The 25,962-nt window shown below is 42.2% G+C and carries 24 protein-coding genes; 11 read left to right on the top strand and 13 right to left on the bottom strand.

Features of this window, described 5'->3' with window-relative positions; genetic code table 11:
• Nucleotides 1-5: 5 nt before the first annotated feature.
• On the top strand, nucleotides 6-614 hold the full coding sequence (locus tag QM738_RS17625) for a YdeI/OmpD-associated family protein (protein WP_462278045.1): 609 nt from the start codon (nucleotides 6-8) through the stop codon (nucleotides 612-614).
• Between the two features lie 65 nt (nucleotides 615-679).
• Here the strand turns inward: QM738_RS17625 and QM738_RS17630 are convergent, their stop codons facing one another.
• From QM738_RS17630 to ribD, 5 genes are all read right to left on the bottom strand, one after another.
• The gene (locus tag QM738_RS17630; protein ID WP_462278046.1) at nucleotides 680-1,012 is read right to left on the bottom strand and encodes an MmcQ/YjbR family DNA-binding protein; all 333 of its coding nucleotides are present in this window, start codon (nucleotides 1,010-1,012) and stop codon (nucleotides 680-682) included.
• A 5-nt stretch (nucleotides 1,013-1,017) separates the two neighbouring features.
• A complete protein-coding gene (locus tag QM738_RS17635; RefSeq protein ID WP_462278047.1) occupies nucleotides 1,018-1,359 on the bottom strand; it encodes an Mpo1-like protein in 342 nt (113 codons plus the stop codon).
• A 68-nt stretch (nucleotides 1,360-1,427) separates the two neighbouring features.
• On the bottom strand, nucleotides 1,428-2,027 hold the full coding sequence (locus QM738_RS17640; protein ID WP_462278048.1) for an IMPACT family protein: 600 nt from the start codon (nucleotides 2,025-2,027) through the stop codon (nucleotides 1,428-1,430).
• Between the two features lie 37 nt (nucleotides 2,028-2,064).
• Nucleotides 2,065-2,952 (bottom strand): hypothetical protein, encoded by an 888-nt coding sequence (locus tag QM738_RS17645; protein WP_462278049.1) that lies wholly within the window; start codon nucleotides 2,950-2,952, stop codon nucleotides 2,065-2,067.
• Nucleotides 2,949-4,013, bottom strand: coding sequence for a bifunctional diaminohydroxyphosphoribosylaminopyrimidine deaminase/5-amino-6-(5-phosphoribosylamino)uracil reductase RibD (gene ribD / locus QM738_RS17650; protein WP_462278050.1), 1,065 nt, complete (start codon nucleotides 4,011-4,013; stop codon nucleotides 2,949-2,951). Before ribD ends, QM738_RS17645 begins: the two co-directional genes overlap by 4 nt.
• Before the next feature lie 24 nt (nucleotides 4,014-4,037).
• Here ribD and prmC point away from each other — a divergent pair, with 24 nt between their 5' ends.
• Complete coding sequence (prmC, locus tag QM738_RS17655; protein ID WP_462278051.1) at nucleotides 4,038-4,889, top strand: peptide chain release factor N(5)-glutamine methyltransferase; 852 nt, start codon at nucleotides 4,038-4,040, stop codon at nucleotides 4,887-4,889.
• Nucleotide 4,890: 1 nt separating this feature from the next.
• Here prmC and QM738_RS17660 read toward each other — a convergent pair whose 3' ends face one another.
• The 3 genes from QM738_RS17660 to QM738_RS17670 form a co-directional block, all read right to left on the bottom strand.
• Nucleotides 4,891-5,205, bottom strand: coding sequence for an ExbD/TolR family protein (locus QM738_RS17660; RefSeq protein ID WP_462278052.1), 315 nt, complete (start codon nucleotides 5,203-5,205; stop codon nucleotides 4,891-4,893).
• 176 nt (nucleotides 5,206-5,381) lie between these two features.
• Nucleotides 5,382-6,059 (bottom strand): MotA/TolQ/ExbB proton channel family protein, encoded by a 678-nt coding sequence (locus QM738_RS17665; RefSeq protein WP_462278053.1) that lies wholly within the window; start codon nucleotides 6,057-6,059, stop codon nucleotides 5,382-5,384.
• 338 nt (nucleotides 6,060-6,397) lie between these two features.
• Complete coding sequence (locus tag QM738_RS17670) at nucleotides 6,398-7,324, bottom strand: SPFH domain-containing protein (protein WP_462278054.1); 927 nt, start codon at nucleotides 7,322-7,324, stop codon at nucleotides 6,398-6,400.
• Nucleotides 7,325-7,474: 150 nt separating this feature from the next.
• Between QM738_RS17670 and QM738_RS17675 the strand changes: the two genes are divergently transcribed.
• The 3 genes from QM738_RS17675 (at nucleotide 7,475) to QM738_RS17685 (ending at nucleotide 9,288) form a co-directional block, all read left to right on the top strand.
• Complete coding sequence (locus QM738_RS17675; protein WP_462278055.1) at nucleotides 7,475-8,383, top strand: helix-turn-helix domain-containing protein; 909 nt, start codon at nucleotides 7,475-7,477, stop codon at nucleotides 8,381-8,383.
• 132 nt (nucleotides 8,384-8,515) lie between these two features.
• A complete protein-coding gene (locus QM738_RS17680) occupies nucleotides 8,516-8,962 on the top strand; it encodes a cupin domain-containing protein (protein ID WP_462278056.1) in 447 nt (148 codons plus the stop codon).
• 29 nt (nucleotides 8,963-8,991) lie between these two features.
• Nucleotides 8,992-9,288 carry a hypothetical protein gene (locus QM738_RS17685; protein ID WP_462278057.1) on the top strand — a complete coding sequence of 99 codons (297 nt, stop codon included), beginning with the start codon at nucleotides 8,992-8,994 and terminating at the stop codon, nucleotides 9,286-9,288.
• Nucleotides 9,289-9,346: 58 nt separating this feature from the next.
• Here the strand turns inward: QM738_RS17685 and pepT are convergent, their stop codons facing one another.
• Nucleotides 9,347-10,597 carry a peptidase T gene (gene pepT / locus QM738_RS17690; RefSeq protein ID WP_462278058.1) on the bottom strand — a complete coding sequence of 417 codons (1,251 nt, stop codon included), beginning with the start codon at nucleotides 10,595-10,597 and terminating at the stop codon, nucleotides 9,347-9,349.
• 231 nt (nucleotides 10,598-10,828) lie between these two features.
• Nucleotides 10,829-11,254, bottom strand: coding sequence for an FKBP-type peptidyl-prolyl cis-trans isomerase (locus QM738_RS17695; RefSeq protein WP_462278059.1), 426 nt, complete (start codon nucleotides 11,252-11,254; stop codon nucleotides 10,829-10,831).
• Between the two features lie 177 nt (nucleotides 11,255-11,431).
• On the opposite strand from QM738_RS17695, the gene QM738_RS17700 reads away from it, so the two are divergent.
• Complete coding sequence (locus QM738_RS17700; RefSeq protein ID WP_462278060.1) at nucleotides 11,432-12,682, top strand: exo-beta-N-acetylmuramidase NamZ family protein; 1,251 nt, start codon at nucleotides 11,432-11,434, stop codon at nucleotides 12,680-12,682.
• 16 nt (nucleotides 12,683-12,698) lie between these two features.
• Entirely contained in the window at nucleotides 12,699-15,746 is a 3,048-nt protein-coding gene (locus tag QM738_RS17705) for a sensor histidine kinase (RefSeq protein ID WP_462278061.1), read from the top strand.
• Nucleotides 15,747-15,750: 4 nt separating this feature from the next.
• Here the strand turns inward: QM738_RS17705 and QM738_RS17710 are convergent, their stop codons facing one another.
• The 3 genes from QM738_RS17710 to QM738_RS17720 are packed head-to-tail and all read right to left on the bottom strand — an operon-like array spanning nucleotide 15,751 to nucleotide 18,341.
• Nucleotides 15,751-16,374 (bottom strand): response regulator, encoded by a 624-nt coding sequence (locus tag QM738_RS17710; protein WP_462278062.1) that lies wholly within the window; start codon nucleotides 16,372-16,374, stop codon nucleotides 15,751-15,753.
• A complete protein-coding gene (locus QM738_RS17715) occupies nucleotides 16,375-17,121 on the bottom strand; it encodes a sensor histidine kinase (RefSeq protein WP_462278063.1) in 747 nt (248 codons plus the stop codon).
• Nucleotides 17,122-17,132: 11 nt separating this feature from the next.
• The gene (locus QM738_RS17720) at nucleotides 17,133-18,341 is read right to left on the bottom strand and encodes a tetratricopeptide repeat protein (protein ID WP_462278064.1); all 1,209 of its coding nucleotides are present in this window, start codon (nucleotides 18,339-18,341) and stop codon (nucleotides 17,133-17,135) included.
• Between the two features lie 162 nt (nucleotides 18,342-18,503).
• Here QM738_RS17720 and QM738_RS17725 point away from each other — a divergent pair, with 162 nt between their 5' ends.
• The 4 genes from QM738_RS17725 to QM738_RS17740 are packed head-to-tail and all read left to right on the top strand — an operon-like array spanning nucleotide 18,504 to nucleotide 25,853.
• Nucleotides 18,504-19,748, top strand: a complete 1,245-nt coding sequence (locus tag QM738_RS17725; protein ID WP_462278065.1) for a hypothetical protein — start codon at nucleotides 18,504-18,506, stop codon at nucleotides 19,746-19,748.
• A gap of 30 nt (nucleotides 19,749-19,778) precedes the next feature.
• A complete protein-coding gene (locus QM738_RS17730) occupies nucleotides 19,779-22,019 on the top strand; it encodes a hypothetical protein (protein WP_462278066.1) in 2,241 nt (746 codons plus the stop codon).
• 39 nt (nucleotides 22,020-22,058) lie between these two features.
• Nucleotides 22,059-24,011, top strand: coding sequence for a hypothetical protein (locus QM738_RS17735; protein ID WP_462278067.1), 1,953 nt, complete (start codon nucleotides 22,059-22,061; stop codon nucleotides 24,009-24,011).
• The gene (locus tag QM738_RS17740) at nucleotides 24,012-25,853 is read left to right on the top strand and encodes a hypothetical protein (RefSeq protein ID WP_462278068.1); all 1,842 of its coding nucleotides are present in this window, start codon (nucleotides 24,012-24,014) and stop codon (nucleotides 25,851-25,853) included.
• Nucleotides 25,854-25,962 lie beyond the last annotated feature (109 nt).

Here is a 25,962-nt window from a genome sequence, read left to right on the forward strand (position 1 = left end):
TTATCATGGTAACAAAAGAAAAAAAGGTGGATGCCTACATTGCCAAGTCGGCTGATTTTGCAAAACCCATTTTGAATCATATCCGGGAGCTGGTGCACAAAGCCTGTCCCGATGCAGAAGAAAAAATGAAATGGAGCATGCCTTTTTTCGATTACAAAGGCGAAATGCTGTGCCATATGGCTGCGTTTAAACAACATGCCGTTATGAGTTTCTGGAAAGCGTCGCTGATGAAAGACCCCATGCTGATGGAAAATGCAAAATCAGAAGCTTCCATGGGACATTTGGGAAGGATCACTTCTTTAAAAGACCTGCCTTCGGATAAAAAGATCACCGCCTGGATAAAGGAAGCGATGGCATTGAATGATAAAGGCATCAAAATAGCCAAACCCAAACCGGCGGAAAAGAAAGAACTGGTGGTACCTGATTATTTTACTAAAGCATTGGCAAAAAACAAAAAAGCACAAAAGGTATTCAACGAGTTTGCTTACTCACACAGAAAAGAATATTTACAATGGATCACCGAAGCCAAAACAGAAGAGACGAGAAATAAACGCATTGCCAGCGCTTTGGAAATGATGGCGGAAGGGAAGAGCAGGAACTGGAAGTATAAGTAAATGGCGAATGGGGAAATGTTGAATGTGCGAATATCGAATGGTGAATATGCGAATGTGGAGAGGGGTTATTTCTTTTTGGTTTTGTTGACTAAAGTGTAAGAATGATCGATCATTTCTTTCAGGAGTTTGGTGGTGATGGTCCCATTCACTACGATCGTGTTCCAGTGTTTTTTATTCATGTGGTAACCGGGTAAAATATTTTCCGGGTATTCCTCCCTTAATTCTATTGCTTTATCAGGATCGCATTTTACATTGAACTGCAGCGGCGTATGATCCAGTCCCGCCAGCAGGAATATCTTTTCATTTACTTTAAATACCAGGGTATCTTCTCCAAAGGGAAATCCTTCTGTAACAAAAGGCTTTTGTATCACATATTCCCGGATGCTTTCTATGTCCATTTTTACTACTGTATTATTTTCTTTGCTTCTTCCAGTTTTTTCCCGATCTGCCCGGTGAGCATGTGCCAGAACATTACAAAATCGCTGCCCAAACTATACAATGGGTACGTAAAAGTGGCAGGTTTATTCTTTTCTATAAAATAATGGCCTACCCACGCAAACCCGTACCCGCAAACTGGTATCAATGCCAGCATCCACCATTTTTGTAACACAATTGCAACTACCAGTATTACGATCAATCCTGCGGTACCGATAAAGTGCAGCGTTCGGTTGGTTACATCACCATGTTCGGTAAGATAGTAAGGATAAAAACTCCAGAAGGTCTTGTATTTTTTTTCTGCAGCCATAGCAATCATATTTCTCCTAAGTTACAAAAAAAAGGATTACACTGTATTATTGGCTGTATACCAGTTGGCTATAGGGCTTTTTTAACAGTCACATTTTGTAATTCATTCAGCCGGTACAATGTTTCTTCCAGGCGGTTTTTGGGAATGCCGGTCCTTATAAGGCAGAACAATTGCATTTCCTGCGATTGTATAGTGCAGTTGAACTGTTTCAGTATCATCATCACTTCGTTCATCTGTGTATAATCAAATTCAACAGTATAGCTTAGTTCAATTTGTTTTTGTATCACGGGGGTAACCTGCAGCGCAAGCGCCGTACTTGTCTTGTATGCATTGATAAGGCCCGGAACGCCCAGTAATGTGCCGCCCCAATAACGCACCACTACCACGGCTGTATTCACCAGTTCTTTGCTGTCGATCTGCCCCAATATAGGTTTGCCGGCGCTACCGGATGGTTCGCCATCATCGCTGCTGCGGAAATTGTTACCATCGGTACCAATGCGGTAAGCAAAACAATGATGCACTGCTTTGGGGTGTTCTTTCTTTAACTGCTGCAATTGCTTTTTAAAATCATCCGCCGTTTCTATAGGGAATGCATAAGCGATGAACTTGCTGCCCCTGTCTTTAAATTCTGCGCTGGCTATCTGCGCTATTGTACTATATGAATCCATGTAATTTTTTGTTTTATCCGCTTGTTCTTTACTGCTGTTATCCATAAGCTATCAATGCAATAGCGCCAAGCGCCAGCACAATGCCCACCCAGTTGATGGCTGATAATTTTTCTTTAAATAATAACCATGCTGCTACCGCACTGAACAATACAATACCCATATTATTCACCGGTATTATTGCGGATGAATTGCCATGATAAGCGCTGATCACTTTACCCAGGCACCAGATAGAAAAATAATTGGGTATGCCAATAATGATACCTGCCAGCATTGCTTTGAAAGAAAATTTCTGTTTGCCTGTGATCACCTGTATGGTCAAGATGATCAAACCCAATGTTGCTGCAACAGAAAAAGCGCTGATGAGAAAATTATTAAAATTGTCTTCGGGATCGATGAAAAAACTATTCTTTACATACACAATCAATGTATCCAGCAGGCCGCTGCTGATGAATAATATCACCGGCAACAACACCACTAAATTACCTTTTACACTATTGCTGTTGTCATTACTATTTTGTGCAGGATAGCAGGTAAATACCACTGCTGCCAACGCAACTACTATACCTGCTATCTTCAACGCGGCCGCAGTTTCATTATACAGGTATAAAGAAAAAAGAAAGGGAATTACAAGCGATAATTTATTGGCTACAGATGCAACCGCCACGCCGAGTTTTTGCGTGGTAAAACCGATCACATTAAAAATACTGATGAACATGCCACCCATAACAAGTGCCCATAAAAACCAGGGTGCTGCAATATTGGTTTTATTTACAGGAAAAGAACCGTTCACTACCGAACCGGTGAGTACACAGGCTACATAATTAAAAACGATGGCCTGCAGGGTATTGATATGCAGCCGTTGCAGCACTTTAAATGAAAGTGTGAGATAAGAACTGAATAAGATGCTGCCAAATAAATAGATCATTGCTGGTTGTTTATAAAATAATGGATCGTATCGTTCACCATATTTTCTGCTGTTAATAATTGATGATGGTCAAGCACGGGTGCATCGATACCTGCACCTGCTTCCAGTTCTGTATTGGTGATCACTCTTGCTTCGTCCCACAATCCTTCCTTAATAAATGATTGTAGTAATGTCGCACCGCCTTCCACTATCACCGATAGTATTTTTTGCTGCTGCAGTACCGATAGTATTGCAGGCAGGATGGATGTTGTATTGTCTATCTTATAAAAAGAAAGGCCCGCTCCTTCCTCTTGTTTGATACTATTGAACACGATCGTTTGAACCGTTCTGTCAAATACATGCAGGTGCTGCGGCAATTTTAATTCCATATCGATCACGATGCGTAAAGGATCATTGCCGGGATGCAGCCTTGTTGTTAAAGAAGGATCATCTTTCAACGCGGTATTGGTGCCTATCATAATGGCCGCTTCTTCGCTGCGCCATTGATGTACCAGCAGGTTGGTGAATTCATTACTGATCAAAAGCCTTTTATCATCGCTGCCAGCAATTTTGCCGTCGGCAGTTTGCGCCCATTTTAAAATGATCCAGGGCCGGTGTTTCTGATGAAAAGTAAAAAATCTTTTATTCAGTTCCTGCGCTTCTTTTTCCAGCACCCCCACTGTTACCTGTATACCTGCATGCTGTAGTTTCTGAATGCCTTTACCATCCACTTCGGTATAGCTGTCCCTGCAACCGATCACTACTTCTGGTATGTTGTTTTTGATGATCAGGTCTGCACAGGGAGGTGTTTTACCGTAATGAGCACAGGGCTCCAGCGAAACATATAAAGTGCTTTGGGCAATCAACGAACTATCGGCCTCGCTAACGCTGTTGATACAGTTCACTTCGGCATGCGCCTGCCCGTATTGCTGGTGGTATCCCTCGCCTATTACCCGTTCATTATGAACCAGTACGGCGCCTACCATAGGGTTGGGTGCAGTATGTCCTGCGCCCAGGCGGGCCAGCTGCAAGCAACGGTGCATATATTTTTCGTGCGTGGTCAAGAAGGCAAAAATACGCATCAAAAAATAAAGTATGTTTGCAAAATGACCAGCAAAGAGCTTTACCGGAATTTTTTAGTGGAATTACAATCTGTTTATGAACTCAGTGAAGCAACCGTGATCACCGATTGGGTTTTTGAACATATTGCCCACATAAAAAAATCCGACCTGATTAAGAACCCCCTGCAAAATATTCCTGCTCCTGTCGCTAAAAGGCTTGCTGAAAAACAGGAAGAATTATTGCAGCATAAACCAGTGCAATACGTGATGGGCAATTCCACATTTTACAACATGCAGTTCCAGGTAAATAACAAGGTGTTGATACCAAGACCCGAAACCGAAGAAATGACCAACCTGGTGATCAACAGTTACCGTTTTGAGCAGAAACAGATCAGTGTACTGGATATTGGCACTGGCAGCGGCTGCATCGCGGTATCTATTAAAAAGAACCTGCCTTCGGCAAAAGTTATTGCGCTCGATGTAAGTGAGGATGCGCTTGAAATTGCAAGGGCCAACGCGATCACCAATAAAACCAATATCCAGTGTACGTTGTTTGATTTTTTGGACGAGAGCCGCTGGCCCGAATTAATGTTATTCGACATTATCATCAGCAACCCGCCCTATATTCCTTTGAACGAAAAAGAAAATATGGATAAGAACGTGGTGGATCATGAACCACATACCGCGTTGTTCGTTCCGGATAATAATCCTTTATTGTTTTACGAAAAGATCGCCAAGTTTGGCCGCAGCCATTTAAACTACAACGGTAAGATATTCGTGGAAACGCATGAAGAACACACCAAAGATGTGGCTGCATTATTTTCTGCCAGCTACCAACAGGTGATTGTAAAAAAAGATATGTTTGGTAAAGAGCGGATGGTGATCGCTACTTACTAAGTTAATGTGCATCCACACCTAAATTCACCGCAGCCCCTGCCCTTTTTGCATCGCCCAGTGCTTTTATGAGGTTATTGTAAGAAATAGAAGTATCTGCATTTATTACAACCGATTGTTTTATCGTGGTATCCTTGATATCGATCCGTTTGCTCAACTCTGCATACAAAGAATCAAAAACGATCTGTTGCTGGCCGATATAGGTCCTGCCATCTTTTTTAATGCTTACAATGATGCTTTGTTTGGTGGAGGTTTGTGTTTTATATTTTGGATTGGTCACCTTGATCACATTGGGATTAGCCAGTGTGGATATGATCAAAAAGAAAGAACATCAGGATGAACAGGATATCATTCAGCGGACCGGTGTCCACCTCGCTGTGCTCTTCATTAAATTTTTTGCGTAAGCTCATGGTTATTTTTTATTTCACTGATTTTTTCGAATTACACAAATTCTCTTCGTTCGTGTAATTCGTCTTAATTCGTGTTATTAATATCTTATCGTGTTGGTTCCTGTAAGATGTCAATGAATTCGGCGCTCGCTGCTTCCATTTTATTTTCTATTTTCCTGATCTTGGTTTGCAGCATGCTGTAGCCGAGGTAGGTTACGATACCAATGATCAAACCTGTTGCAGAAGTGATCATTTTTACATAAATACCACCCGCCAGTACATTGGTGCTGAAGTCGGAACTTTTATTGATGCTATCGAACAAACTCAACATACCAATGATGGTTCCTAAAAACCCGAACAAAGGCGCAATACGTACGATCACATTTAAAATATTCAGGTTCTTTTCCATTTTATACATTTCCAGCACGCCTACATTTTCCATGCTTTTTTCTATTGCTTCAATGGGTTTGCCGATACGCTGTATGCCTTTATCGATCATACGGGCCACAGGGTTAGGCGTATTTTTTGCCAGGCTGCGTGCAGCAGTAATATTACCGCTTACAATATTATCCCGGATGATGTTCATGAAATTGTCTTCGATCTTGCCAAATTTCTGTAACAGCAGAAAGCGTTCGAAGAAGAAGAAAAGTGCCACCACAAATAAAAGTCCCAGTGGTACCATCAACCATCCACCCTGGATAATTGTGCCTCCCACCGACTGGAATCCACCTGTTTTTTCAATTGCTGATTTTGCGGTATCGATCTGTAAAAAGATATCAAACATAGTTAAGCTGATTTAGGACAAAAGTAATTGTTTAATTTATTATTTGGTTTTCTTGTACACTATAATTGTGCCAATCCGTTGCAAGATCAAGTGCATAACGAACACAATGCTCAATTGCAGCTTAAAGAATTGTTAATCTTAAGCGTGAGTTGTGAGTGGTGAGTCGTGAGTAAGAGTCCTTAATTTGATGAATGTAATTGATCAGGTCCATTAAAAAAGTGCTGCAATTGCAGCACTTTCGTAACATGGTCTGACGCCCTCGTCTGACCATGTTGCAAATGACCTAGTGCCTCGTCTGACCATGTTGCGAAATGATCAGACGAGGCGTCAGATCACAATTATTTCTTTCCTTCCATCTGCTGCATAGCCATTATCTGGCGCATGGTTTTTTCCATGCCTTCGCTGCTGCCATCCAGGAATATCACATTGCCTTTGCCATACTCTGCAAAATTCTTGATCGCTTCTGTCCACATACTGAATAAAATTACATTCGTATCCAGGTTGGCCTGCTTCATTTGCTCTGCAGCCTGGCTCATACCTTTGGCTACCTCTTCACGGAACAATGCCACACCCTGTCCACGCAGTTGTGCTGCCTGCCTTTCTGCTTCGGCAGCTATCTTAATAGCATTACCTTCTGCTTCGGCTGCTTTTGTTTTGGTGATCAGTAAAGCCTGTCCTTCATTTTCTGCAGCAGCTTTTAAGTTATTTGACGCCACCACCTTGCTCATACTGTTCATGATGGCTTCGTCAAATGTAATATCATTGATCTGCAGGTCCTGCAAATGATAACCCCAGGTTTCTAAAGTAAGATCCACCTGTTCTTTTACATTCTCCACAATATCTCTTCTTACAGACAATATCTCTGATTGTTTTTTGGTGGCCACAAATGCACGGATACTACCTTCTACGGTACGTATCAATGCCTGCATCAGGTCTTTATCGCTGATGAATTTAAAGGCCACATTCTTGATCGTTTCTTCATCCACATTCAGTACCGAGTACAATAACATGCTTTTGAAATATACATTGGCCTGGTCTACTGTTACAGCCTGGAACTCCAGTTCCACCGAACGGTTCTGTATACTTACTTTTTTGTAGATCTGCTCCAGGAAAGGAAGTTTAAAATTCAATCCCGGCCGCATGATACGCTGGTATTTACCGAACATGGTCACCACGCCTATAAGGCCCTGGTTAATGGTAACAAAGCAGCTTAATGCAGCGAGTGCAATAACTATTACCCACCAATAATCTTTTAAGAAGTCCATAGTTTTAAAATTTGAGTTGAAGGTATATAATTTTTAGATGAATGTATACCGAAGTTTTTAAACCGTCTGCAAACCGGATTAAATTATTTTTTGTATCTTATACGGACCGCTCCCTTTGCAAACTGCCTTTTCTGCTGTAAAATCTTGCGCATGCCTGCTAAAGAAGATATACTTATTATAAAGAACCTTTCTGATTTTGAAAAAAAGATCAACAGGGACAACCGGCCTTACGATATCAATATGATGGTAATGCCGGGCACTTTGCAGGATAAGCACAAAGATGTGGACCCCGAAAAAGGCATACAGGCACTGCGCCGTCAATTCAATCTTATTTATATCCTGGAAGGCGGCGTGCATGATGTATACCTCGGCGCCGAATACCGCTGGCTAAAGCCCAACGACCTGGTGATCGTTCCTGAAAATATTGTGTATGCTTCTAAAAATGTACACAGTTGCCGCGGCTATTGCATGCATTTTAAAACCGAATTCATACAGCCGTTGCTGAACAGATCTTTGGCCGAAGAATTTGCTTACCTGGATATGGAGGCAGAGCATATCATCAACATTACTGATGAAGAAGCGGAATTGGTAAAACAATGCTTCCGGGATATTATCAAAGAATATGAAAGGTTCTCGCCGGAGAAAGATTTTTTGCTGCGTAACTACATACACATTTTATTACTGCGTATAAGAGAAATATATCGCCCGCATGCAAAAACGATACAGGAAAGCAATACCCGCTCTATGAAAATTGCCAACCAGTTCAAGCGGCTGGTAGAAAAGCATTTTATTGAAATGAGAGAAGTGACACAATATGCAGAACAGCTGCATATCACTGCCGGGTATTTATCAGAAGTAGTAAAAAACAATACCGGCAAATCTCCCCGGGAGATCATCAATGATGTGTTGCTGCTGGAAGCAAAAGTATTGCTGGGTTCCACCAGCCTTACGGTTACCGAAATAGCCCACCGGCTTAATTTTGGCGACCAGGCACATTTCTCACATTTTCTAAAACAGCATACCGGCTGTTCGCCCCTGCAACTACGCAAAAAACTTTGATCGGTACATGAACTACCGAAGTTGATACAAGTAAATGCCTGCTTACCTGCTGCATCTTTGTACTGCCTTTATTATTGCAGGCGCCGCAATAATGGGGCGACAAACAAGATCAATCACAAAAAAATATTTGAAATGAAAACATTTATCATCGTTGCAGCTTTAGCTGTAACAGCAGCGCTGATGTCGCACACAGAGGTTGAAAATAATTTTTATAAAGGCAAAGCCGAACTAAAAGATTTTGCCCAACCCGATGAAGTGAGAGAATTTCCAAAGGGAAAAGTGGAGTTGATAAAGATCGGTAATGCCACTATAGGAAGGGCTACTTTTCAGCCTGGCTGGAAATGGAGCGAAAGTGTACAGCCATTGGTAAAAACCAAAAGTTGTGAAGCCCCGCATTTTCAATACCATGTTTCGGGTGTGTTAATGGTAAAAATGGATGATGGCACCGTGCTGGAATGCAAACCCGGCCAGGTATCCTTATTACCCATGGGGCATGATGCCTGGGTGGTAGGTGATGAACCTGCTGTGGTGGTGGATTTCCAGGGTATGATCGATTATGCGAAGGGTAAAAAGAATTAAACAATTTTGTTCATCTATAAACAATTCTTATGTTCATCGTACGTGATATTTTTCAACTGCGCTTCGGCGCATTCAAAGAGGCCAAAACATTGCTGGAAGAAGCCTACAGCAAGGGTTTGCTGCCCGATGCAAAATCAGCCCGGGTATTATCAGATTTTACCGGCGACAGTTACCGTTTGATCTTTGAAGAAGGTCATGATTCATTGGCTGCATACGAACAATCATTAACTGACAGCATGGGTAAGGCTGACTGGAAAAAATGGTACGAGCGTTTTAAACCATTGGTAGAAAGCAGCCAGCGGGAAATATTGAAACTGGTGATGTAAAAAACTGCCGGTAAATAATTTGCCGGCAGTTCTATTTTCAACTTTAAACTTTGAACTATCAACTTTTCTCCTCCCATATCATACTCAAATGCACGATCGTTTCCGCAGCTTTCGCCATATCTTTTGTACCGATCCATTCCAGCTTGCTGTGAATATTCTGCATACCGGTAAAAATATTGGGGCAGGGCATGCCAATATAACTGAAGCGGCTGCCATCGGTGCCGCCGCGGATGCTTTCTTTTTTTACTGAAAGACCGGCACGCTGTATCGCTTCTTCAGCATAGCTTACTACGTAGGGATATTTATCCAGCACTTCTTTCATATTGCGGTATTGTTCCTGTGCATTATACTCCATTGTGGCGCCGGGAAATTTTGCCACCACTTCTTCTGCGATCGCCTTCAAACGGTGATGGTGAGCCGCTAATCCCGCCGTTGTAAAATCACGTACTATAAATTGCACACTGGCCCTTTCTGCAATGCCATTTACAGCTACCGGGTGTACAAAGCCCTGCATTTTTTCTGTTGTTTCGGGGCTCCATTCATTTTTAGGCAGTGCATCCAATACAGCGCCTGCTATCTTTAATGCGTTCACCAGTTTATCTTTTGCATAACCGGGGTGCACGATCACACCGTTAATAGTGATAGTAGCCCCATCGGCGCTGAAGGTCTCATCTTCCAGGCTACCGGCTTCTCCGCCATCTAAAGTATAACCGAACTGTGCGCCGAGTTTCTGCATATCCACTTTGGCAGTTCCCTGTCCCACTTCTTCATCAGGTGTAAATAATATTTTTATGTCACCATGTTTAATGGCGGGATTCTGCATAAAAAAAACAGCCGCTTCCATTATGGCAGCCACGCCGCTTTTATCGTCTGCACCCAACAACGTTAAGCCGCTTGCAGTAATTACACCAAAGCCGACATGTTCTTTTAAATAAGGAGAGTTGGCAATGCTCAATACCTGTGTATTGTCATCCGGCATCACAATATCATTGCCATCAAAATAGCGGTGATGAATGGGTTTTACATTGGTGCCGCTGCAATCCGGCGCCGTATCCACATGCGCACAAAAACAAATGGCCGGTATATTTTTTTTAGCACTGTTAGCAGGAATGGTGGCGTACACATAACCAAATTCATCTGTTGTGGCATCAGTAATACCCAGCCCCAGCAATTCACGGTGCAACAGTTTACTCAAATCTTTTTGTTTGGCTGTAGTAGGATGCGATGAACTGGTAGGATCGCTTTGTGTATCCACACGTACATAGCGCATAAAGCGGTCGGCAATAGCATCGGGGCTTATCTGGATCATATCAAATTTTTGAATGTAAAAATATTGAATTTTCGAATGTCGATTGTGCGAATATCGAATAGGTGAATGTTGAATTTGCGAATGTCGAATGTGTAAATATGAATAATTGGGAATTTGTACTTACACTTCATCCTCAAAAACATTCGATATTGTACATTCGCACATTCGCCATAAAAAAAGGCAGCCCGCTTTCGCAAACTGCCCCATTATTAATTATTCATGGATCAATTATCAATTGATCTCCACCAATTCTATATCAAACACCAGGTCCTGTCCTGCTAAAAAGTGATTGGCATCCAAAATGATCACATCATCTTTTATTTCCACCACCACTACCGGCACGGGCTGGCCCTGCTGGTTGCTTAAGGTTAATGGCATACCGGGTTCCAGTTTCATATCCGCCGGTACATGTTCTTTCGGGAATTCGATGATGGCGTTGGGATCTTTTTCACCATAGCCTTCATTAGCAGGAATGGTTACAGTTTTTTTATCGCCGATCGACATACCGGGTATAGCGGCGTCAAAGCCTTTTATCATCTGGCCGGCGCCTACGGTAAATGCCAGTGGCTCCCTTCCTGCAGAAGAATCAAATTGTTCGCCGTTAACCAGTTTACCTGTATAATGTACTTTTACATTATCTCCGTTTTTTGCTTGCATTGTTTTTAGTTTTTGTGTGAGTTTGTCTGAACCGGGACCTGTAAAAATGATACCGGCCTAATGAGCATTTCATTGAACCGTTACGATCTTTTCAATCAATGTGCGGACAAAATTAAACTGCAAATTTAATCCATAAATGGTATACCGGTTTTAAAAAGTTTTCAGCAACTTTAAGCTATGAAAAAATCACTGACCTGCCTGCTGGTGGCCTTTTGGGGCCTGTTTTCCGCTACGGCGCAAACCAATGTCATTTCCGGCGCCGACCGCATGCCGGTTTACCTGCCTTACCTGCAAAACAAGGCAGTGGCCGTATTTGCCAATCAAACGAGTATGGTGGGGCCTGCCCACTTGGTGGATACCCTGCTGAAAAGCGGTGTTAAAGTGGTAAAGATATTCGGGCCGGAGCATGGCTTTCGCGGCGATGCGGATGCAGGTGAACATGTAAGCAATGCGATTGATAAAAAAACAGGCATCCCGGTGATCAGTTTATATGGCGATCATAAAAAGCCCACTGCGGATGATCTTAAAGATATCGACATCCTCATTTTCGACATCCAGGATGTGGGAGTAAGATTTTATACTTTCATTTCTTCCTTACAGTATTACCTGGAAGCAGCAATAGAAAATCATAAACCGTTATTGATACTGGACCGGCCCAATCCCAACGGTTTTTATGTGGATGGTCCTGTACTGGATATGAAATATAAAAGTTTTGTAGGCATGCAGCCTGTGCCCATTGTTTATGGCATGACGATCGGTGAATATGCACTGATGCTGGCCGGGGAGAACTGGTTGTCTGAAAAAGCTAATGCCATCAATGCTTATAATATCACCACTCAACCTACTGCGGACACGCCTTTTCATGTAACCGTTATCAAATGCAAAAATTACGATCATACTACAAAATATGTTTTACCCGTAAATCCTTCTCCTAATTTAAAACAGCCGCAAAGCATTTACCTGTATCCTTCCACCTGTTTTTTTGAAGGCACTGTTATGAGCGAAGGAAGAGGCACGGATCATCCTTTTCAAATATTTGGGCATCCATCATTGCCCAAGAATTTATTTTCTTTTACTCCCATGCCCAATGCCGGCGCCAAAAGCAGCAAGTGCTTTAACCAGCTTTGTTATGGCTGGTTTGTAAATGGCAGCAATGAAGCCATTTTGCAGCAATTAAACAATAAGATCCAGTTGAAATATTTACTGGATGCGTATGCTTTATTTCCCGGTAAAGACAGTTTTTTTATTGCTCCCAAAAGCGGCAATATGAATGATTGCTTTTTTAATAAACTGGCCGGCAATAATATGCTGATGCAGCAAATAAAAACAGGTGTTGCTGAAGCGGATATCCGTAAAAGCTGGCAACCACAACTGGATGCATTCAAACTGGTGCGGAAGAAATATTTGCTCTATAAAGATTTTGAATAAAACCTTATTTTTAAGGATGCGACGCACCATTGCATCTTTGCTGTTTTTCTTATCCTTTACAACCGCACAAGCACAATCCACCGGTTATAGTTTTACCAATTATACCGTGGCCAATGGCTTAGCCGATAATTCGGTGAACTGCATTTTGCAGGACAGCAGGGGTTTTATATGGATCGGCACCCGTGAAGGCCTGAGCCGTTTTGATGGCACCAACTTTAAAAATTTTTTTTCAAGAAAAGATGATCCCGCTTCTTTACCGGGCAATATCATCAGTACGCTTACCGAATACCAGCCCGGCCAATTATTGGTTTCTGTAAATGGCAAACTCACCCGGTTCAATACCCTTACCAAACAGTTTCAGCAGTTACCGGCTTTTGCCGGCAGGATCGTGTATGAAGTAAACCCTTACGCCGATAAGGGTTATTTTGTAAGATGCGACGACACCTGCTTTATCATTAACCGGCAGCTGCAGGTTACAGGCAATATTGTTCCTCCATTAAAAACAAGGGGGAGATCGGTAAATGTTTATTACCTGAACGACAGCCTTTGGTTGACCGGCTCCCAGAAAGAATATTTTCTTTACCATGTAAAGGACCGATCTTTTTCAGCTTTTCCATTGAATATTGCTTTGCCACCGGAGCAACAACATTTTCCTTTTCATTGTTACGATGCAAAAAGGCAACAGCTTTATTTTTCCAACTTTTGGGATGGCATTTATGTGTATGCTTTAAATGGGCAATTGCTGCAGCATTACAGGATCGGCAATGCTGCTGCTGCTGTGACTGAAGGGAATATTTCTTTTATAAAGATCAGGAATGATAGTACGGCCTGGATCGGAACGCTTGGTTCAGGGCTGCATATATTACACCTGCCTACCAAACAATTCACTAAAGTTATAGCCAGTACGCAAACCGGCTCGCTTACCAATGACATTATAACGTCTGCCTGTACCGATAGGGATCAGAACGAGTGGCTGGGTACTGCAGGTGGTATTACCAAACAAAATGCAGCCACTGCTGTGATCAACAGCTGGCAAACGGCTCCCGAAGGAGAGGCGATGACGAATCTGTTGAATATTAAAAAAGGGGCTGACGGAAATATTTACGCCGGTTCATTAGGCAGCAGGGTAGTATATAAGATCGCACCCGGCGGCAACAGCCTGCAGCAACTGGATAAAACCAAAATACCCGGCATCTGGTGCCTGAATAATTTTGGGAGCGACCTGGTCTTTGCAGGTAACAGTTCCACCTTTACAAAGTATGACCCAGTAACAGCAGCGTATACACGAAATAATTTCCTGGCTCCCTACTTTCCTACTGCCGACCTGCTGATACTTGCTTTTAAACACAGCAATGGCGATGAGTGGTTCAGCGGCAATAACGGCGGCGGTTTTGTAAGGATATCTGCAAAAGACAACAAAGTGCATGTTTATAAAAAAGATGGGCCGAGAGGAAAATTCACTATCAGTTATTATGGTTCGTATGCAGAAGATAAAAATGGCGATGTTTGGTTTGGTGTAAACAAGACAGAACTTTTATTACACTGGAATATGCAGACAGACAGCTTCACCGAAGTTTCGCTCGGCCGCTTAAAAGGTATGAACGGTGATAACCTGAACGGCATTACTGACGTGATCTGCGATAATAATAACAATTTGTGGGTCGCTTCGGATGGGTCGGGCATTGTTAAGTATAATATTTCCGCGGGTACGGCAGAAAAGTTTACACGACAGGATGGGCTAAGTACCGATTATGCATTTGCGCTGCAGTTCGATAATAAGAACAGGCTTTGGATCGGCACTTCCAAGGGGCTGAGTTGCTTTTTGACGCAGGAAAAAAAGTTCATCAATTTTTCCAAGGCGGATGGCTTACCGGATGATCATTTTATTGAACGCTGCCTTTTTTTTGACAGTACTACCAGCAGGTTATGGGCCGGCAGCACCAATGCACTCATGAATTTTGAACCGGATGTTTTACTGAACATGAATAAAAAAACATTGCCGGTTTATATTGATGCCATTATTGTGAACGGAAAGAATTTTACTGCTGCAGATATGGATCATATCGTTTTCCCCGCTTCGGATAATAACCTGCAATTCTATTTTATCGGCCTTGATATCAATAATGGAAAAGACATCGAATACAGTTATAAATTATCCGGCGCCGATAAGGACTGGATATACAATGCCGATATCAGCAATGCTTCCTACGCCAATCTGCCGCATGGCAAATATACTTTTACCGTAAGGGCGAAACATAAAGGAGATAATGAATGGACCGAAATGACGGTGCCACTGGCATTTACCATTCAACCGCACTGGTGGCAGACCTGGTGGTTCCGGGTCGGGCTGGCAATAATTGTAGCCTTATTACTTTTTGCATTGGTAAAAGCCTACCTGCGCCGCCAGTTGCAAAAACAAAAGAATACCATGGAAAAAGAACTTGCCATTGAGCAGGAGCGCACCCGTATGGCCCGGGAACTGCATGATGGATTGGGCAGTATGCTCAGTGGCATCAAGCATTCTTTTTCTGCTTTAAAAAATAACATCGCATTGGATACGGAACAGCAAACTGTTTTTCATTCCAATATTGATAAACTGAATGAATCAATCAAGGAGCTGCGCAATATCTCACACAGTATTGCTTCGGAAAGCCTGATGAACTATGGATTGGAAAATTCGTTGAGGGATTATTGTAACAGCATGGCAACGCCGGGTGTATTGAACATTAATTTCAGTGCGCTGGATACTGCCCAAATGCAGCTTACCGAAGAACAATCTTTTCATATTTTCCGCATTGTGCAGGAGCTGATCAATAATATCCTTAAACATTCCGGGGCAGCAAATGCCATTGTGCAGATCAGTTGCAATTCGAACAGGTTATATATTGCTGTTGAAGATGACGGCAAAGGTTTTACGCTCAATGAGAACAGCACTGCAAGAGGTATGGGATTGAGAAATATTGAAAGCCGGGTAAAAATATTAAAAGGTAAAATGGATTACCGCAGTACAACCGAAGAAGGCACTTCTTTTTTAATGGAAATTCCCTGCATGCAAAAAAACTGATCTGTTACCCGATCATGTGCATCTGCACAGCCACTTTTATCAATGAGGCGATATTCTTGGCTTCAAATTTTGCCAAAAGATTTTTACGGTGTGTATCAACAGTAGTACTGCTGATAAATAATTTTTGTGCGATCTCGTTATTCGTCATGCCATCGGCGATCAGTTCCAGCACTTCTTTTTCGCGACGTGTAATTACCGGCACATTATTTTCTGTACCACTTTTGCGCAATGCCAGTGCCGCATCAAAACTTAAAAACTGTTTGCCCTTCATCACCGTTTCAATACCTTCCACCAGTTCTTCCTGTGTGGCATTTTTTAAAACATATCCCGAAGCGCCGCTGGCGATCATTTTTTCAATAAAGCTTTGCTGGTTAAAAGTGCTCAGCCCCAGTATATAGGTACCGGGATGATTTTCTTTTACTTCCCGGCAAAGATCGATGCCGTTCTTATCAGGCAAATTGATATCCATCAACACCACATCGGGTGAATGCTGCTGCAGGAATGCCATGCAGGATGCCGCATTGGTGGCATGCCCCATCCATTCAATATTGGCTTCATGCTGCAGCAGGGAATGTATCCCTTCTATCACCATGTAATGATCGTCTACTATAAAAAGTTTTATTGCCATTTAAATATTTATTTCAATGTGCACCGAGGTCCCTTCATCAGGTTTGGACTGTACATCCAGGTTTGCTTTTAAAAATTCCACCCTGTTCTGGATATTATCCCAGCCGATCCCTTTGGATCTTTTTAATATCGAAGTATCAAAGCCCTTGCCATCATCTTCCACCGTAACCGTTAAAAGATCATTGGTTTTTGTAAGCTGCACCACGGCGGTTTTTGCAGCTGCATGTTTTATGGTATTGTTCAGCAGTTCCTGCACAATACGATAAACAGTGATGGCCGTTGTTTGATTGATCGCCAGTTCATCCACGCCAATGGATTGATAAGACACCTGCAACGCCCCCGACCCGGTAATATCATTGCAAAAATCCTTCAATGCTGTATTCAATCCAAATTTAACCAATGCTTCGGGCATCATATTGTGCGCAACGCGGCGCATTTCCCTTATAGAACTGTCCAGCATATCCATGCTGCGTTCAAATGCCTGTGCATTTTCAGGCGTCATTATTAAATTCCCTCTCATAGTATTGAATGAATATTTTATGCCCGACAACATGCCGCCCAGGCCATCGTGCAGGTCTTTTGCCAGTCTTGTTCTTTCCTGCTCTTCTCCTTTCAGCACTGCTTCTGTTGCCGTTAATTGCTGTTGCGTTTCCAGCTCTGCAATGCGTTGCTGTTGCAGTTTTTGTTTTTGTTTAAAGTTGCGGAACAATAACAATGCGATCAGCGCAGCAATCAATACTGCTCCCACCAGGAAATAATTCAGCGCATTCTTTCTTTCCAGGTTAAGCCTTTGTATCTCTTTATCCGCCTGCAGTTGATTGATCTGCGCTTCTTTTTTTCTGCCTGGTATTTAGCATCCAGGAACTGCAGTTTATCTGCATTGGCGGCTAACTGCAAACTATCATTGATCACATTGAATGAATCCAGCTGTATGATCGCTTCATGGTATTGCCCTGCCTTTTTATATAAATGATACCTGTTAAGGTAAACATCTTTCAGTAAGTTCGTGTATTCGTATTGTTTAGTAATTAAATAGGCAGAATCCAGGTATTTTTTTGCAGGCTCAAATTTTTTGATGCCGGCATTACAGGCGCCCATCCAGATATAGCAGGCAGCGATATCATAAGGTGCATTGGTGAGTTTTATTACCGGCAATGCGGCTGAAAAATATCCCAATGCTTTTTCAAACTGCTCTTTGTTAAACGCATCATCACCCAATACCTGGTAGTATTTCGATTGAAAATAATAACTGTTCAAACTATCTGCGATCTTTTTTCCTACACCAAAATAAAAATCAGATTCCGGTATCCTGTTCAGCTTTAGTAATACCCTGCCGTAATTCATACTGGCCGACATTTTTGCCGTAGCATTACTGCCTGCCATACTTTTTTTGTAGGCTTTTTCACAATAGCTCAATGCACTTTCATACTTGCCAAGATTATAATAGGAGTTGATGATATTGCCATACAACAACGGCAGGTTATTGCTGTTGGTATCCATGGCATCATACCGTTGTACCGCATCAAAATAGTAAGGCAATGCGCCGGCGTCATCATTCACATTCATGTGTTCAATACCAATATTCAATCCCAACGACGCCATACTTTTTTTGGCAGCCATGGAGTTGGGATAATTTTTTAAAATATGCTGTGCTTCCAGGTAATAACTGATCGCCTTTTTTGAGAACTGGCGGTTGTATAAAAAACCGGTATGTTCCAGTACAATGCCTTTTAAAACAGGATTGTTGGTTTTGTTCGCAATGCTGTCTGCTTCATTACGGTATTTCCATGCCTGCGCAGAGTCCCTCATATCCGCCAGGTACCAGGATATCCTGATGCGGTCGTGCACTTTTATAGAATCGGCTTTTTGCTTTCCCAGCTCACCCCGCAGGCTATCTATCCTGGGCGTTTGTGCCTGGATAATATTGTGTACAGCAATAAACAACAGTATCAAACGATATTTTCTCATAATGCCTGAATATTTGATCCCCACTTTACAAATAAACTAAACAACCGCTTTAACAACCCTCCCCTTTTTCCATGATTTTTTCTTTTTCTAAAAAACTCCCTTTTTTACGGGATAGGATTCACTTTTAAAATAAAACAAATTTGTACTCATAAAAAAACAGTTATGAAAAAAATTATTACCGCTTTATTTTTTTTAACAACAGCTACATCGCTGTTTGCACAATCAGGCAGGATACGTATTTATTTTGCCGGCTTTGAATGCTACAGGGAAACATGGGATGACATATTGAATACCGACGGAAAAGGAGATGAAGTATTTTTTACTTTCAATTTTATACTGGCCGACAGGAATGGCAATGTAAAACGTAGCTACGAAAAACGTACTTCGGTTTATGGAGATGCAACCGGTCCCTTCTCCAACCGTATAAGTGCAGGCACCTGCGTTGATCTTTTTAATCATAACATGGGTGGAATAAAAGGCGGTGATAAATATTACTGCAATGATCTTATCAGCGAATATGATGTGGCAGATGGTGATGTGTTAACTGTAATTCCTGTTGGCTGGGAGCATGATCCTATCGCCGATAATTCCATATCATTTGCTTCAACTATAAAAAGCGCCTATACCAACATCGCCCAAAAATTAGCACCAATTGCAATAGGCCTCAATATTGCTACCGGTAATCTTGCCGGACTGGTAATACCGATGACGGCGCTTGGCATATCAAAGATCAAGGCCGGCGGCGACCAGGGCGAATTAGGGCGACCCGGCACAAGGCCCATCGGTATGGAAAAGTATGGGGATTTTACCCCGCTTGCCGTACCATTAAAAACTTCGGACCTGGTTAATATCACCCGTAGCAATACAGGATTTGGTAATGGGGTTATCGGCACAAACTATAATGAAGAAGCAGTTAATAATTTAAGGGACCATGGCAATTATACTATTTTATTCAAAGTGGAATTTACACCTGATCCTGTAGCAACACCCGCTAACACAGGTAATACACAAACAGGTAATACACAAACAAACAATACCAAAACAACGGGTGGAGTTAAAACCATTAACATGCCTGTTGGCAGCAGTGTTGCCGGTACGTGGACAGGCACTTATGGCACAGGTAATAATAACGGCCCTAATTTTTATTCCTTCAGGTTAAATGCAGATGGTACCATGCAGGTGGTATCCAACACAGGTGCAGTAATAGCCAATGGTACTTATATTTTTTCTAACAATCAATTGAGTGGTAGTTATACCTACACCTCTTCCGGCAGGTTTTCGTTTGCTGCAACATTGCAGGCCAATGGAGCATTCAACGGCACCTGGGGCAGCAATAGCAATACAAGCGGTGGTGGCAATTGGGTAATGAGCAAGGCTGCAGCAAATGCAATTGGTAATATCAGGTAAAATATTTTTTACGTACTTAAACTAAAAAAAATGAAACAGCTTTTATATTTTTTATGCCTGCTGGTATTACCTGCCACGATTTTTGCACAGCAGGGTAAAAAACCTGCGCAGCCCAAAGAAAAACCTCCTACACAAAAAGAGATGGAAGACCTGATGAAGGAAGCCCAGAAGATGATGGGAGAAATGAGCCCCGAGGATAAAAAGATGATGGACAGCCTGGGTATTAAAATGCCTTCTTTAAAAAACATACCTAAAGTAAGCGATCAGCAACTGGCGCAGGCATGGGAAGATGAGAACCGCATTGTACCTAAAAAAGATGCCGCCCGCATTGCCGCGATACCCACCGGTGTTACTGATGCAAGAATGCCGGCTTATATAGCTGCAGTACAAAAAAGTGTAAGTGCAGTTTTAAAACCCGAATTGGTAACCACGGCAAATAAGCTGTATGATTATATTCAATCCAACAGCAAAACTTCCGGCGAAGCCGCGAATATGGCAATGGGTTTGTGGATGGCTGGCCAGCCGGAAATTGCTGTACATATTTTAGGAAGGTTATGTGCAAAGGATGCCAGCAATACTGACAACCTTAATAATTATGCCGCGATGCTTTCCATGCTGGATGCACCGCAACTGGCATTGCCTGTTTTGAATAACCTGAATGCAAAATTTCCCCGCAACAGCACATTGCTGAATAATATTGGCCAGGCATGGTTTGGCCTGGGCGAAATGGGCAAGGCTGAAAAATATTTAGATAGTGTTATCCGCATCTACGCCTATCATCCGCAGGCAAATTATACCAAAGCAGCGATCGAAGAAAGCAAAGGGAATGTTGCCGGAGCAACCGAAGCTTTAATAAAATCCATTCAGCATTCCTATACTAAAGACAAAGAAGAAAAACTGGCGAAGCTGGGGCATAAACTTGGCAATAGTGAATTCAGGTTACCACGACGCACCAAGGCTGACCCATTGAATCTCGGTGGTTTTCAAGCGCCGGGTTTCCCTTCTACCGTAGAAGAATGTGTTCAACTGGAAAAGGAATGGTCTGAATTTTTCCGGCAGGTAAACAGTAAAACTGAGCAACTGGAAAAATTAAAAAAGCAGGCAGATGAAGCGGCAATAAAAGATCAGCAGCAAAGATTGAATACAGATATCGGTTTGGTAAGAACTGCCATGGTGAACCCCGGCACTACCGGCCAGTTTGTATCTGTACCGATGTTTGCAGACAGGGCAGGCAAATTGCTGACTGCTTACACTGATCTGTATTGGGTAAAGATGAATGCGTTAAATAAAAAAATGGCTGATTTTGCACAAGGTGAAGGCAAAACATTGAAAGATGCGTATGATAAAGAGATGGCGAGACTTCATGAAGAAGATAATGAACAAACAGGTGAAGGAAAACCGAATAAAGATTTTTGCCCACGGTATAAAGAAACGAGTGATAATTATTTAAAGGCCGTGAATCCCAAACTGTACCAGTTTTACCAGGAGAACCTGAAGCTGCAGAAAGAGTTCCTCAATGAAAATGCTTACTGGTATCTCTACGTGCAATGGCCTGCAACTTATGAAGCTTCCAAATACAGTTTTCAAATGAGCTGGCTGGGTGCTTTAACGCAGGGAAAGGGCAAAGGCGATGGCCCTTACTATAGTTTTCCTTTTGTTTCTATCACGCAATATGTGTGTAAGAAAAGTGAAAAGGAACCCGGTAAAACAAAGCTGCAGGAATTTGATGATGTAGCCTGCCAGTACAAGAGCAAAGTTGATCTTAAAGCGATCGTACTGGAAAGCAATTGCAGTCATTTCAACACCACTTATAATTTTGGCGATATAAAAGTTACCACTAAAGAACTGGGAGAAGAATACATTGGCAGCACGATAAAGTTAACGCCCAAAGCAAGTGTTGGCGGCCAGGCAGGCCCTATTAAAATTGAAGGTTCTATTGGCGCAGATGTTACAGTAGAAGTGGATAAAGACAACCAGGTAAAGGAATGGGGTGGCACGGTCACCACAGGTATAGAAGCCGGTGTGGGCATCAGCAAAGGGCCTGTAAAAGCAGGCGCTACTGTTTCTGAATCGGTGGAGGTGGAAATAGGCAGCAGGGGCATTGGTGATGTGAACATGGTAACAAAGGCTGAAGCAAACGCCGGTGTAAAAGTTGGTCCCATTGGCAAATCCATACAGATAGGTGTGGAAGACAGAACAAGCCTTGTAAGTGGTCATGGCAATGTTACCGTTTCCGGTCCACTGGGTAAGGTTACATTATCGCAATGGTAAAACTGTTATACAAGTAATAATTAAAAATTATTCAGGGCTATGAAAAATTTAACCAGGTTTCTTCTTGCTGTTATACTCCTCTTTTTTTTCGGGGCCAGTGTAATGGCCCAACCTTCCGACAGGCTACGGCTGGAAGACAGCGTGATCGGCTGGAAGACCGTGTATAGTTTTAAAGGCAAACAATATAAACCGCTTACTGTAGATGGTCAAACATTTTCGCCTTACCAGCAATCGATCAGGGATTCGTTCACTGCATGGATGCAACGCAGTTATGTGCCCATTGGTGGCTTTGGAGATATTTACCAAAGAGATTTTACATCAAGGCAAAATAAATATCCCATGCCGCAAAGTATTGGTTCTACCGCTTTGATCTATGGTATGCAGCAAAACAGCCGTACGGGCAAATATGAAATGATATCGAATGAAGATCACAATGATGTTTTCATTTATACCAACACACTGGCAGGTATCAATAATGCTGCATTACTCAGTTCACAGGATGGTTTTTATTTTACCATGGCAAGAGATAATTACGCCAGCACTTTTACCAGCAAGCCTGTTATAGACGCCACTAAAGAATTTGGATTGCATGATGACAGCCGGTTCTCAAAATACATGGTGTATTTTCTTTCGCAAAGCTGGGTAACGGTGGTACTGATACCCGGTAACAAACTGCCTATTGTACAATTGACCAAAGGCGAAGTATTGGCACTTTGCGAAAAAGGTATACAAAGAGAACTGGAAGAAAAAAAGAGCGAAGCAAGGCATATGTCATCCAATGATCCATCTTACTATGCAGGTGTAATAAAAGACCTGGATGAAAAACAATATCCGCAGTGCATGAAAAATCTCAATGCATTAAAAGAAAAATATAAGAACAGGTTGAATGAACCTGCGGTGCTGTATGGCTGGGCAGGTCCTTCTTTTGCTGATTTTGTAAATAACAATACCACGCTTTTTGTAGAAGAGTGGTACCAGGATATACCGGGTTATCCCGTTTACCGGTATACAAAAGAAGCTATTGAGAACAGCAAAAAAGATAAACCGCTTTGGGTGGAAATTACATGGCCCCTGCAAAAAAAAGGTACAAGAGTAAAAGCCTATGAAGTGCACAAAGCAATGCTGCGCTATTTTAATTACGATTATGTGTACAATTACTTTTTTGACCCGGAAAAAGTGAAAGGCATTGCTTACACACCCTCCAATGCCGATGAACAAAGGGAGCAGCTGCAAAGGTTGAAAAAGCATTACACTTTTGCCGATAACAAAACATTACCACAAGGCACTTTCTTTGTGGATGATTTTTCTGCTAATGCGGTTGGCGACAGGCCGGCGGGTTGGAGCGATTCTAAAGCCAATCCTGCAACTGTGGTGGAGTTAAAAGGCAGAACGGGCAAATGGGTACAGCCCGGCAAAGGCAATACTTTATCTCCTGCTATCGCTTTAAAAAAACCTTTGCCGGAAAATTTCACCCTGTCGTTTGATATGGCAACAGATGAATTCACTGCAAGGACCGGCGGGGCCCTCGGCATTAGTTTAAGTTCCTATCCTACTACTTCAGAAGGTTTAACTGTTGCTAATAGTAAAGGCACCGAACTTTCGGCAAGGATAGAAGCCGGCAACGAAGCAGATTACAACAACAATAACTACAGGGGCAGCGCCGAAATAAAGATCAACTCCACAGTCAATAATTACGAAGGTGCATTTTATTCCACCTATGATCTGCGGGAGTTCACCAATAAAAAAACGATGCTGCATGTTTCAATAAAAGTAAATAATGGTATGGCCACTCTTTTGATCAATAATAAAGAAGTTGCCGTATCCAAAGATTTTAAAAAGGATTACTGCAAAGACTGCGCCTGCAAAGGATTACCTGCCGGCACCCAGTTCCGTAATCTTTATTTTACTAATTATACGCAAAACTGGAGCCCCGACGGCAAATCGAACGAAGTACATATTTATATCAGTAATATTAAAATCACGAAAGAATAGATGAGAAAAATGTTTTTAACTACTGCCTTGCTTTGCAGCAGCAGTATAGCTTTTTGCCAGCTCTCGCCCGAACAGCGTATACAGGACAGCGTTATAGGCTGGTGGAGCGACAACCATTACGACCGGGAATGGAAAAGTCCCGCTGATGCCATAGGAAAAAAGAAAGAGATCCACATCAACAATATGGTGGAATGGATGAAGAAAAGTTACACCCCTGTAGGTGGGCTGGGCACTCTTACCCGCTATATGGGAACAAATGGTTTTGGTGTAAAATTCCTGGTTTGGAATGTAAGTCATGATAAAAGATGGACAGATCCCAAAGGCAATTTCAGACCTATCCCCGAAGAGAATACCAAATTCTATATTTCGGCAAACCTGATACCCGGCTCCTATCCTTTTGATTTTATCAACAGGCCCGACCTGTTTCTTTTTACCTGGCAGATGGATGGCTATGATCCCGCCGGGGGTGTGCCCAAGCCGGAAAAAAGGCCCGCAGGTATTCATCCCAATGCATCAAAATTCATCACGGTACGTAATGAAATGCAAAGCGTGATGCTGGCGCCCAATAATAAATTACCGTTTATACCTGTAACCAGGGGCGAATTGCTGCAGCTTGCTGATGATGCCATCAGTAAGCAATATGCCACTGCCAATGATTATGATAAAAAAAATATTGAAAGAGTACGGACCAATATTGCCAAACTAAAAGAGAAATATAAAAACTCTTTTGACGAACCTGCCAATATCAGGGATATGCAGCCAACAATTCACAGTTTTGATTTTACTGATCCTTTCGAGCTTTCTGTAAATGATAAGAACTGGAAACATTATTACCCGGTGTATAAAATTACCGGCGATGTATTACAAAAAATGAAAGCGGCAGAACCTCAATGGGTCACTGTATGGCTGCCTTACGAAACAAAAGAAGATGGCAACCAGCTATACGAAATGTACACCGCTATCACGCAGAATTTAAATTATGAGTACATCTACAATTATTTTTTCAGCCCGGAAATAATAAAAAATATCCCTTACAAGCCTTCTAACGAAGAGCAGCTCAATGCAAGGCTCGCCGCTTACCGCAGCAAGGGCAAGGCCGATAATAATGCAGTGATCAAAGCCAACCTGCCGGCAGGCGTTCATTTTATGGAAGATTTTTCTTCGGCTACTGTTGGGCAAGCAGCGCCTGATTGGTTCTTCCGCACTTTTGCGCAGCATTGCACTGTTGTTAATGTAAATGGAGAAAGCGGCAAGTGGCTGCAATTGGGGTATAACACACCCATCTCTCCCACCCTGTTAAAAAAACCATTGCCTGAAAATTTTATGCTGGAGTATGATGTAGTGACTGATGGTGGTTATAGCACCCGTACCGGTGGCGCTGTAAGGCTGACACTTAATTCGAGAAAAGCATTTGTAGATGGCAATGAATCCAATAAGGGAGATGGCAGCAAGGTGGAGATCAATATTACACCCGGCAATGAATCGGATTACAACAATAACAATTACCGCGGTGAAATAAGGGTGAAAATAAATTCCTACCCCAAAACGAATGAAGAGAATTTTTCGGAAGGGATCTACGACAACAAACCGCTGAAGGAATTTACCGATAAGAAGACCCGCATACATGTTGCTGTAAAAGTAAAGAACAGCAACCTGTCCATTTTTGTAAACAATAAAGAGATCAGTAATACAGCCTCTTTTAAATTGTTGTACGGCGGCGCTTGTAAAACGTGCGGCTTACCGCAGGGCACTCTTATCAATAATATATTCTGGACCAATACCACCGATGATTCGGAACATATTAAAGTGTATATCGGCAATATCAAAATATCCAAACTGTGATCTTTCGTTAAGGTTTTCAAAATCCTGTTTTTACGGGATTGCGATCCTCTGTTGCAGTGAGCATCTTTACGGTATTAAAACAATCTCTTTTTACTTCTTAACAAAAATG

It is taken from the genome of Ferruginibacter sp., from assembly GCF_049840995.1.
Taxonomy (GTDB): Bacteria; Bacteroidota; Bacteroidia; order Chitinophagales; family Chitinophagaceae; genus Ferruginibacter.

What these genes read in the sequence shown, in the direction of transcription:
- QM738_RS17625 (WP_462278045.1), top strand. Translation starts at nt 6, where the DNA reads ATGGTAACAAAAGAAAAAAAGGTGGATGCCTACATTGCCAAGTCGGCT.
- QM738_RS17630 (WP_462278046.1), bottom strand. Translation starts at nt 1,012, where the DNA reads ATGGACATAGAAAGCATCCGGGAATATGTGATACAAAAGCCTTTTGTT.
- QM738_RS17635 (WP_462278047.1), bottom strand. Translation starts at nt 1,359, where the DNA reads ATGGCTGCAGAAAAAAAATACAAGACCTTCTGGAGTTTTTATCCTTAC.
- QM738_RS17640 (WP_462278048.1), bottom strand. Translation starts at nt 2,027, where the DNA reads ATGGATTCATATAGTACAATAGCGCAGATAGCCAGCGCAGAATTTAAA.
- QM738_RS17645 (WP_462278049.1), bottom strand. Translation starts at nt 2,952, where the DNA reads ATGATCTATTTATTTGGCAGCATCTTATTCAGTTCTTATCTCACACTT.
- ribD (WP_462278050.1), bottom strand. Translation starts at nt 4,013, where the DNA reads ATGCGTATTTTTGCCTTCTTGACCACGCACGAAAAATATATGCACCGT.
- prmC (WP_462278051.1), top strand. Translation starts at nt 4,038, where the DNA reads ATGACCAGCAAAGAGCTTTACCGGAATTTTTTAGTGGAATTACAATCT.
- QM738_RS17665 (WP_462278053.1), bottom strand. Translation starts at nt 6,059, where the DNA reads ATGTTTGATATCTTTTTACAGATCGATACCGCAAAATCAGCAATTGAA.
- QM738_RS17670 (WP_462278054.1), bottom strand. Translation starts at nt 7,324, where the DNA reads ATGGACTTCTTAAAAGATTATTGGTGGGTAATAGTTATTGCACTCGCT.
- QM738_RS17675 (WP_462278055.1), top strand. Translation starts at nt 7,475, where the DNA reads ATGCCTGCTAAAGAAGATATACTTATTATAAAGAACCTTTCTGATTTT.
- QM738_RS17680 (WP_462278056.1), top strand. Translation starts at nt 8,516, where the DNA reads ATGAAAACATTTATCATCGTTGCAGCTTTAGCTGTAACAGCAGCGCTG.
- QM738_RS17685 (WP_462278057.1), top strand. Translation starts at nt 8,992, where the DNA reads ATGTTCATCGTACGTGATATTTTTCAACTGCGCTTCGGCGCATTCAAA.
- pepT (WP_462278058.1), bottom strand. Translation starts at nt 10,597, where the DNA reads ATGATCCAGATAAGCCCCGATGCTATTGCCGACCGCTTTATGCGCTAT.
- QM738_RS17695 (WP_462278059.1), bottom strand. Translation starts at nt 11,254, where the DNA reads ATGCAAGCAAAAAACGGAGATAATGTAAAAGTACATTATACAGGTAAA.
- QM738_RS17700 (WP_462278060.1), top strand. Translation starts at nt 11,432, where the DNA reads ATGAAAAAATCACTGACCTGCCTGCTGGTGGCCTTTTGGGGCCTGTTT.
- QM738_RS17705 (WP_462278061.1), top strand. Translation starts at nt 12,699, where the DNA reads ATGCGACGCACCATTGCATCTTTGCTGTTTTTCTTATCCTTTACAACC.
- QM738_RS17710 (WP_462278062.1), bottom strand. Translation starts at nt 16,374, where the DNA reads ATGGCAATAAAACTTTTTATAGTAGACGATCATTACATGGTGATAGAA.
- QM738_RS17720 (WP_462278064.1), bottom strand. Translation starts at nt 18,341, where the DNA reads ATGAGAAAATATCGTTTGATACTGTTGTTTATTGCTGTACACAATATT.
- QM738_RS17725 (WP_462278065.1), top strand. Translation starts at nt 18,504, where the DNA reads ATGAAAAAAATTATTACCGCTTTATTTTTTTTAACAACAGCTACATCG.
- QM738_RS17730 (WP_462278066.1), top strand. Translation starts at nt 19,779, where the DNA reads ATGAAACAGCTTTTATATTTTTTATGCCTGCTGGTATTACCTGCCACG.
- QM738_RS17735 (WP_462278067.1), top strand. Translation starts at nt 22,059, where the DNA reads ATGAAAAATTTAACCAGGTTTCTTCTTGCTGTTATACTCCTCTTTTTT.
- QM738_RS17740 (WP_462278068.1), top strand. Translation starts at nt 24,012, where the DNA reads ATGAGAAAAATGTTTTTAACTACTGCCTTGCTTTGCAGCAGCAGTATA.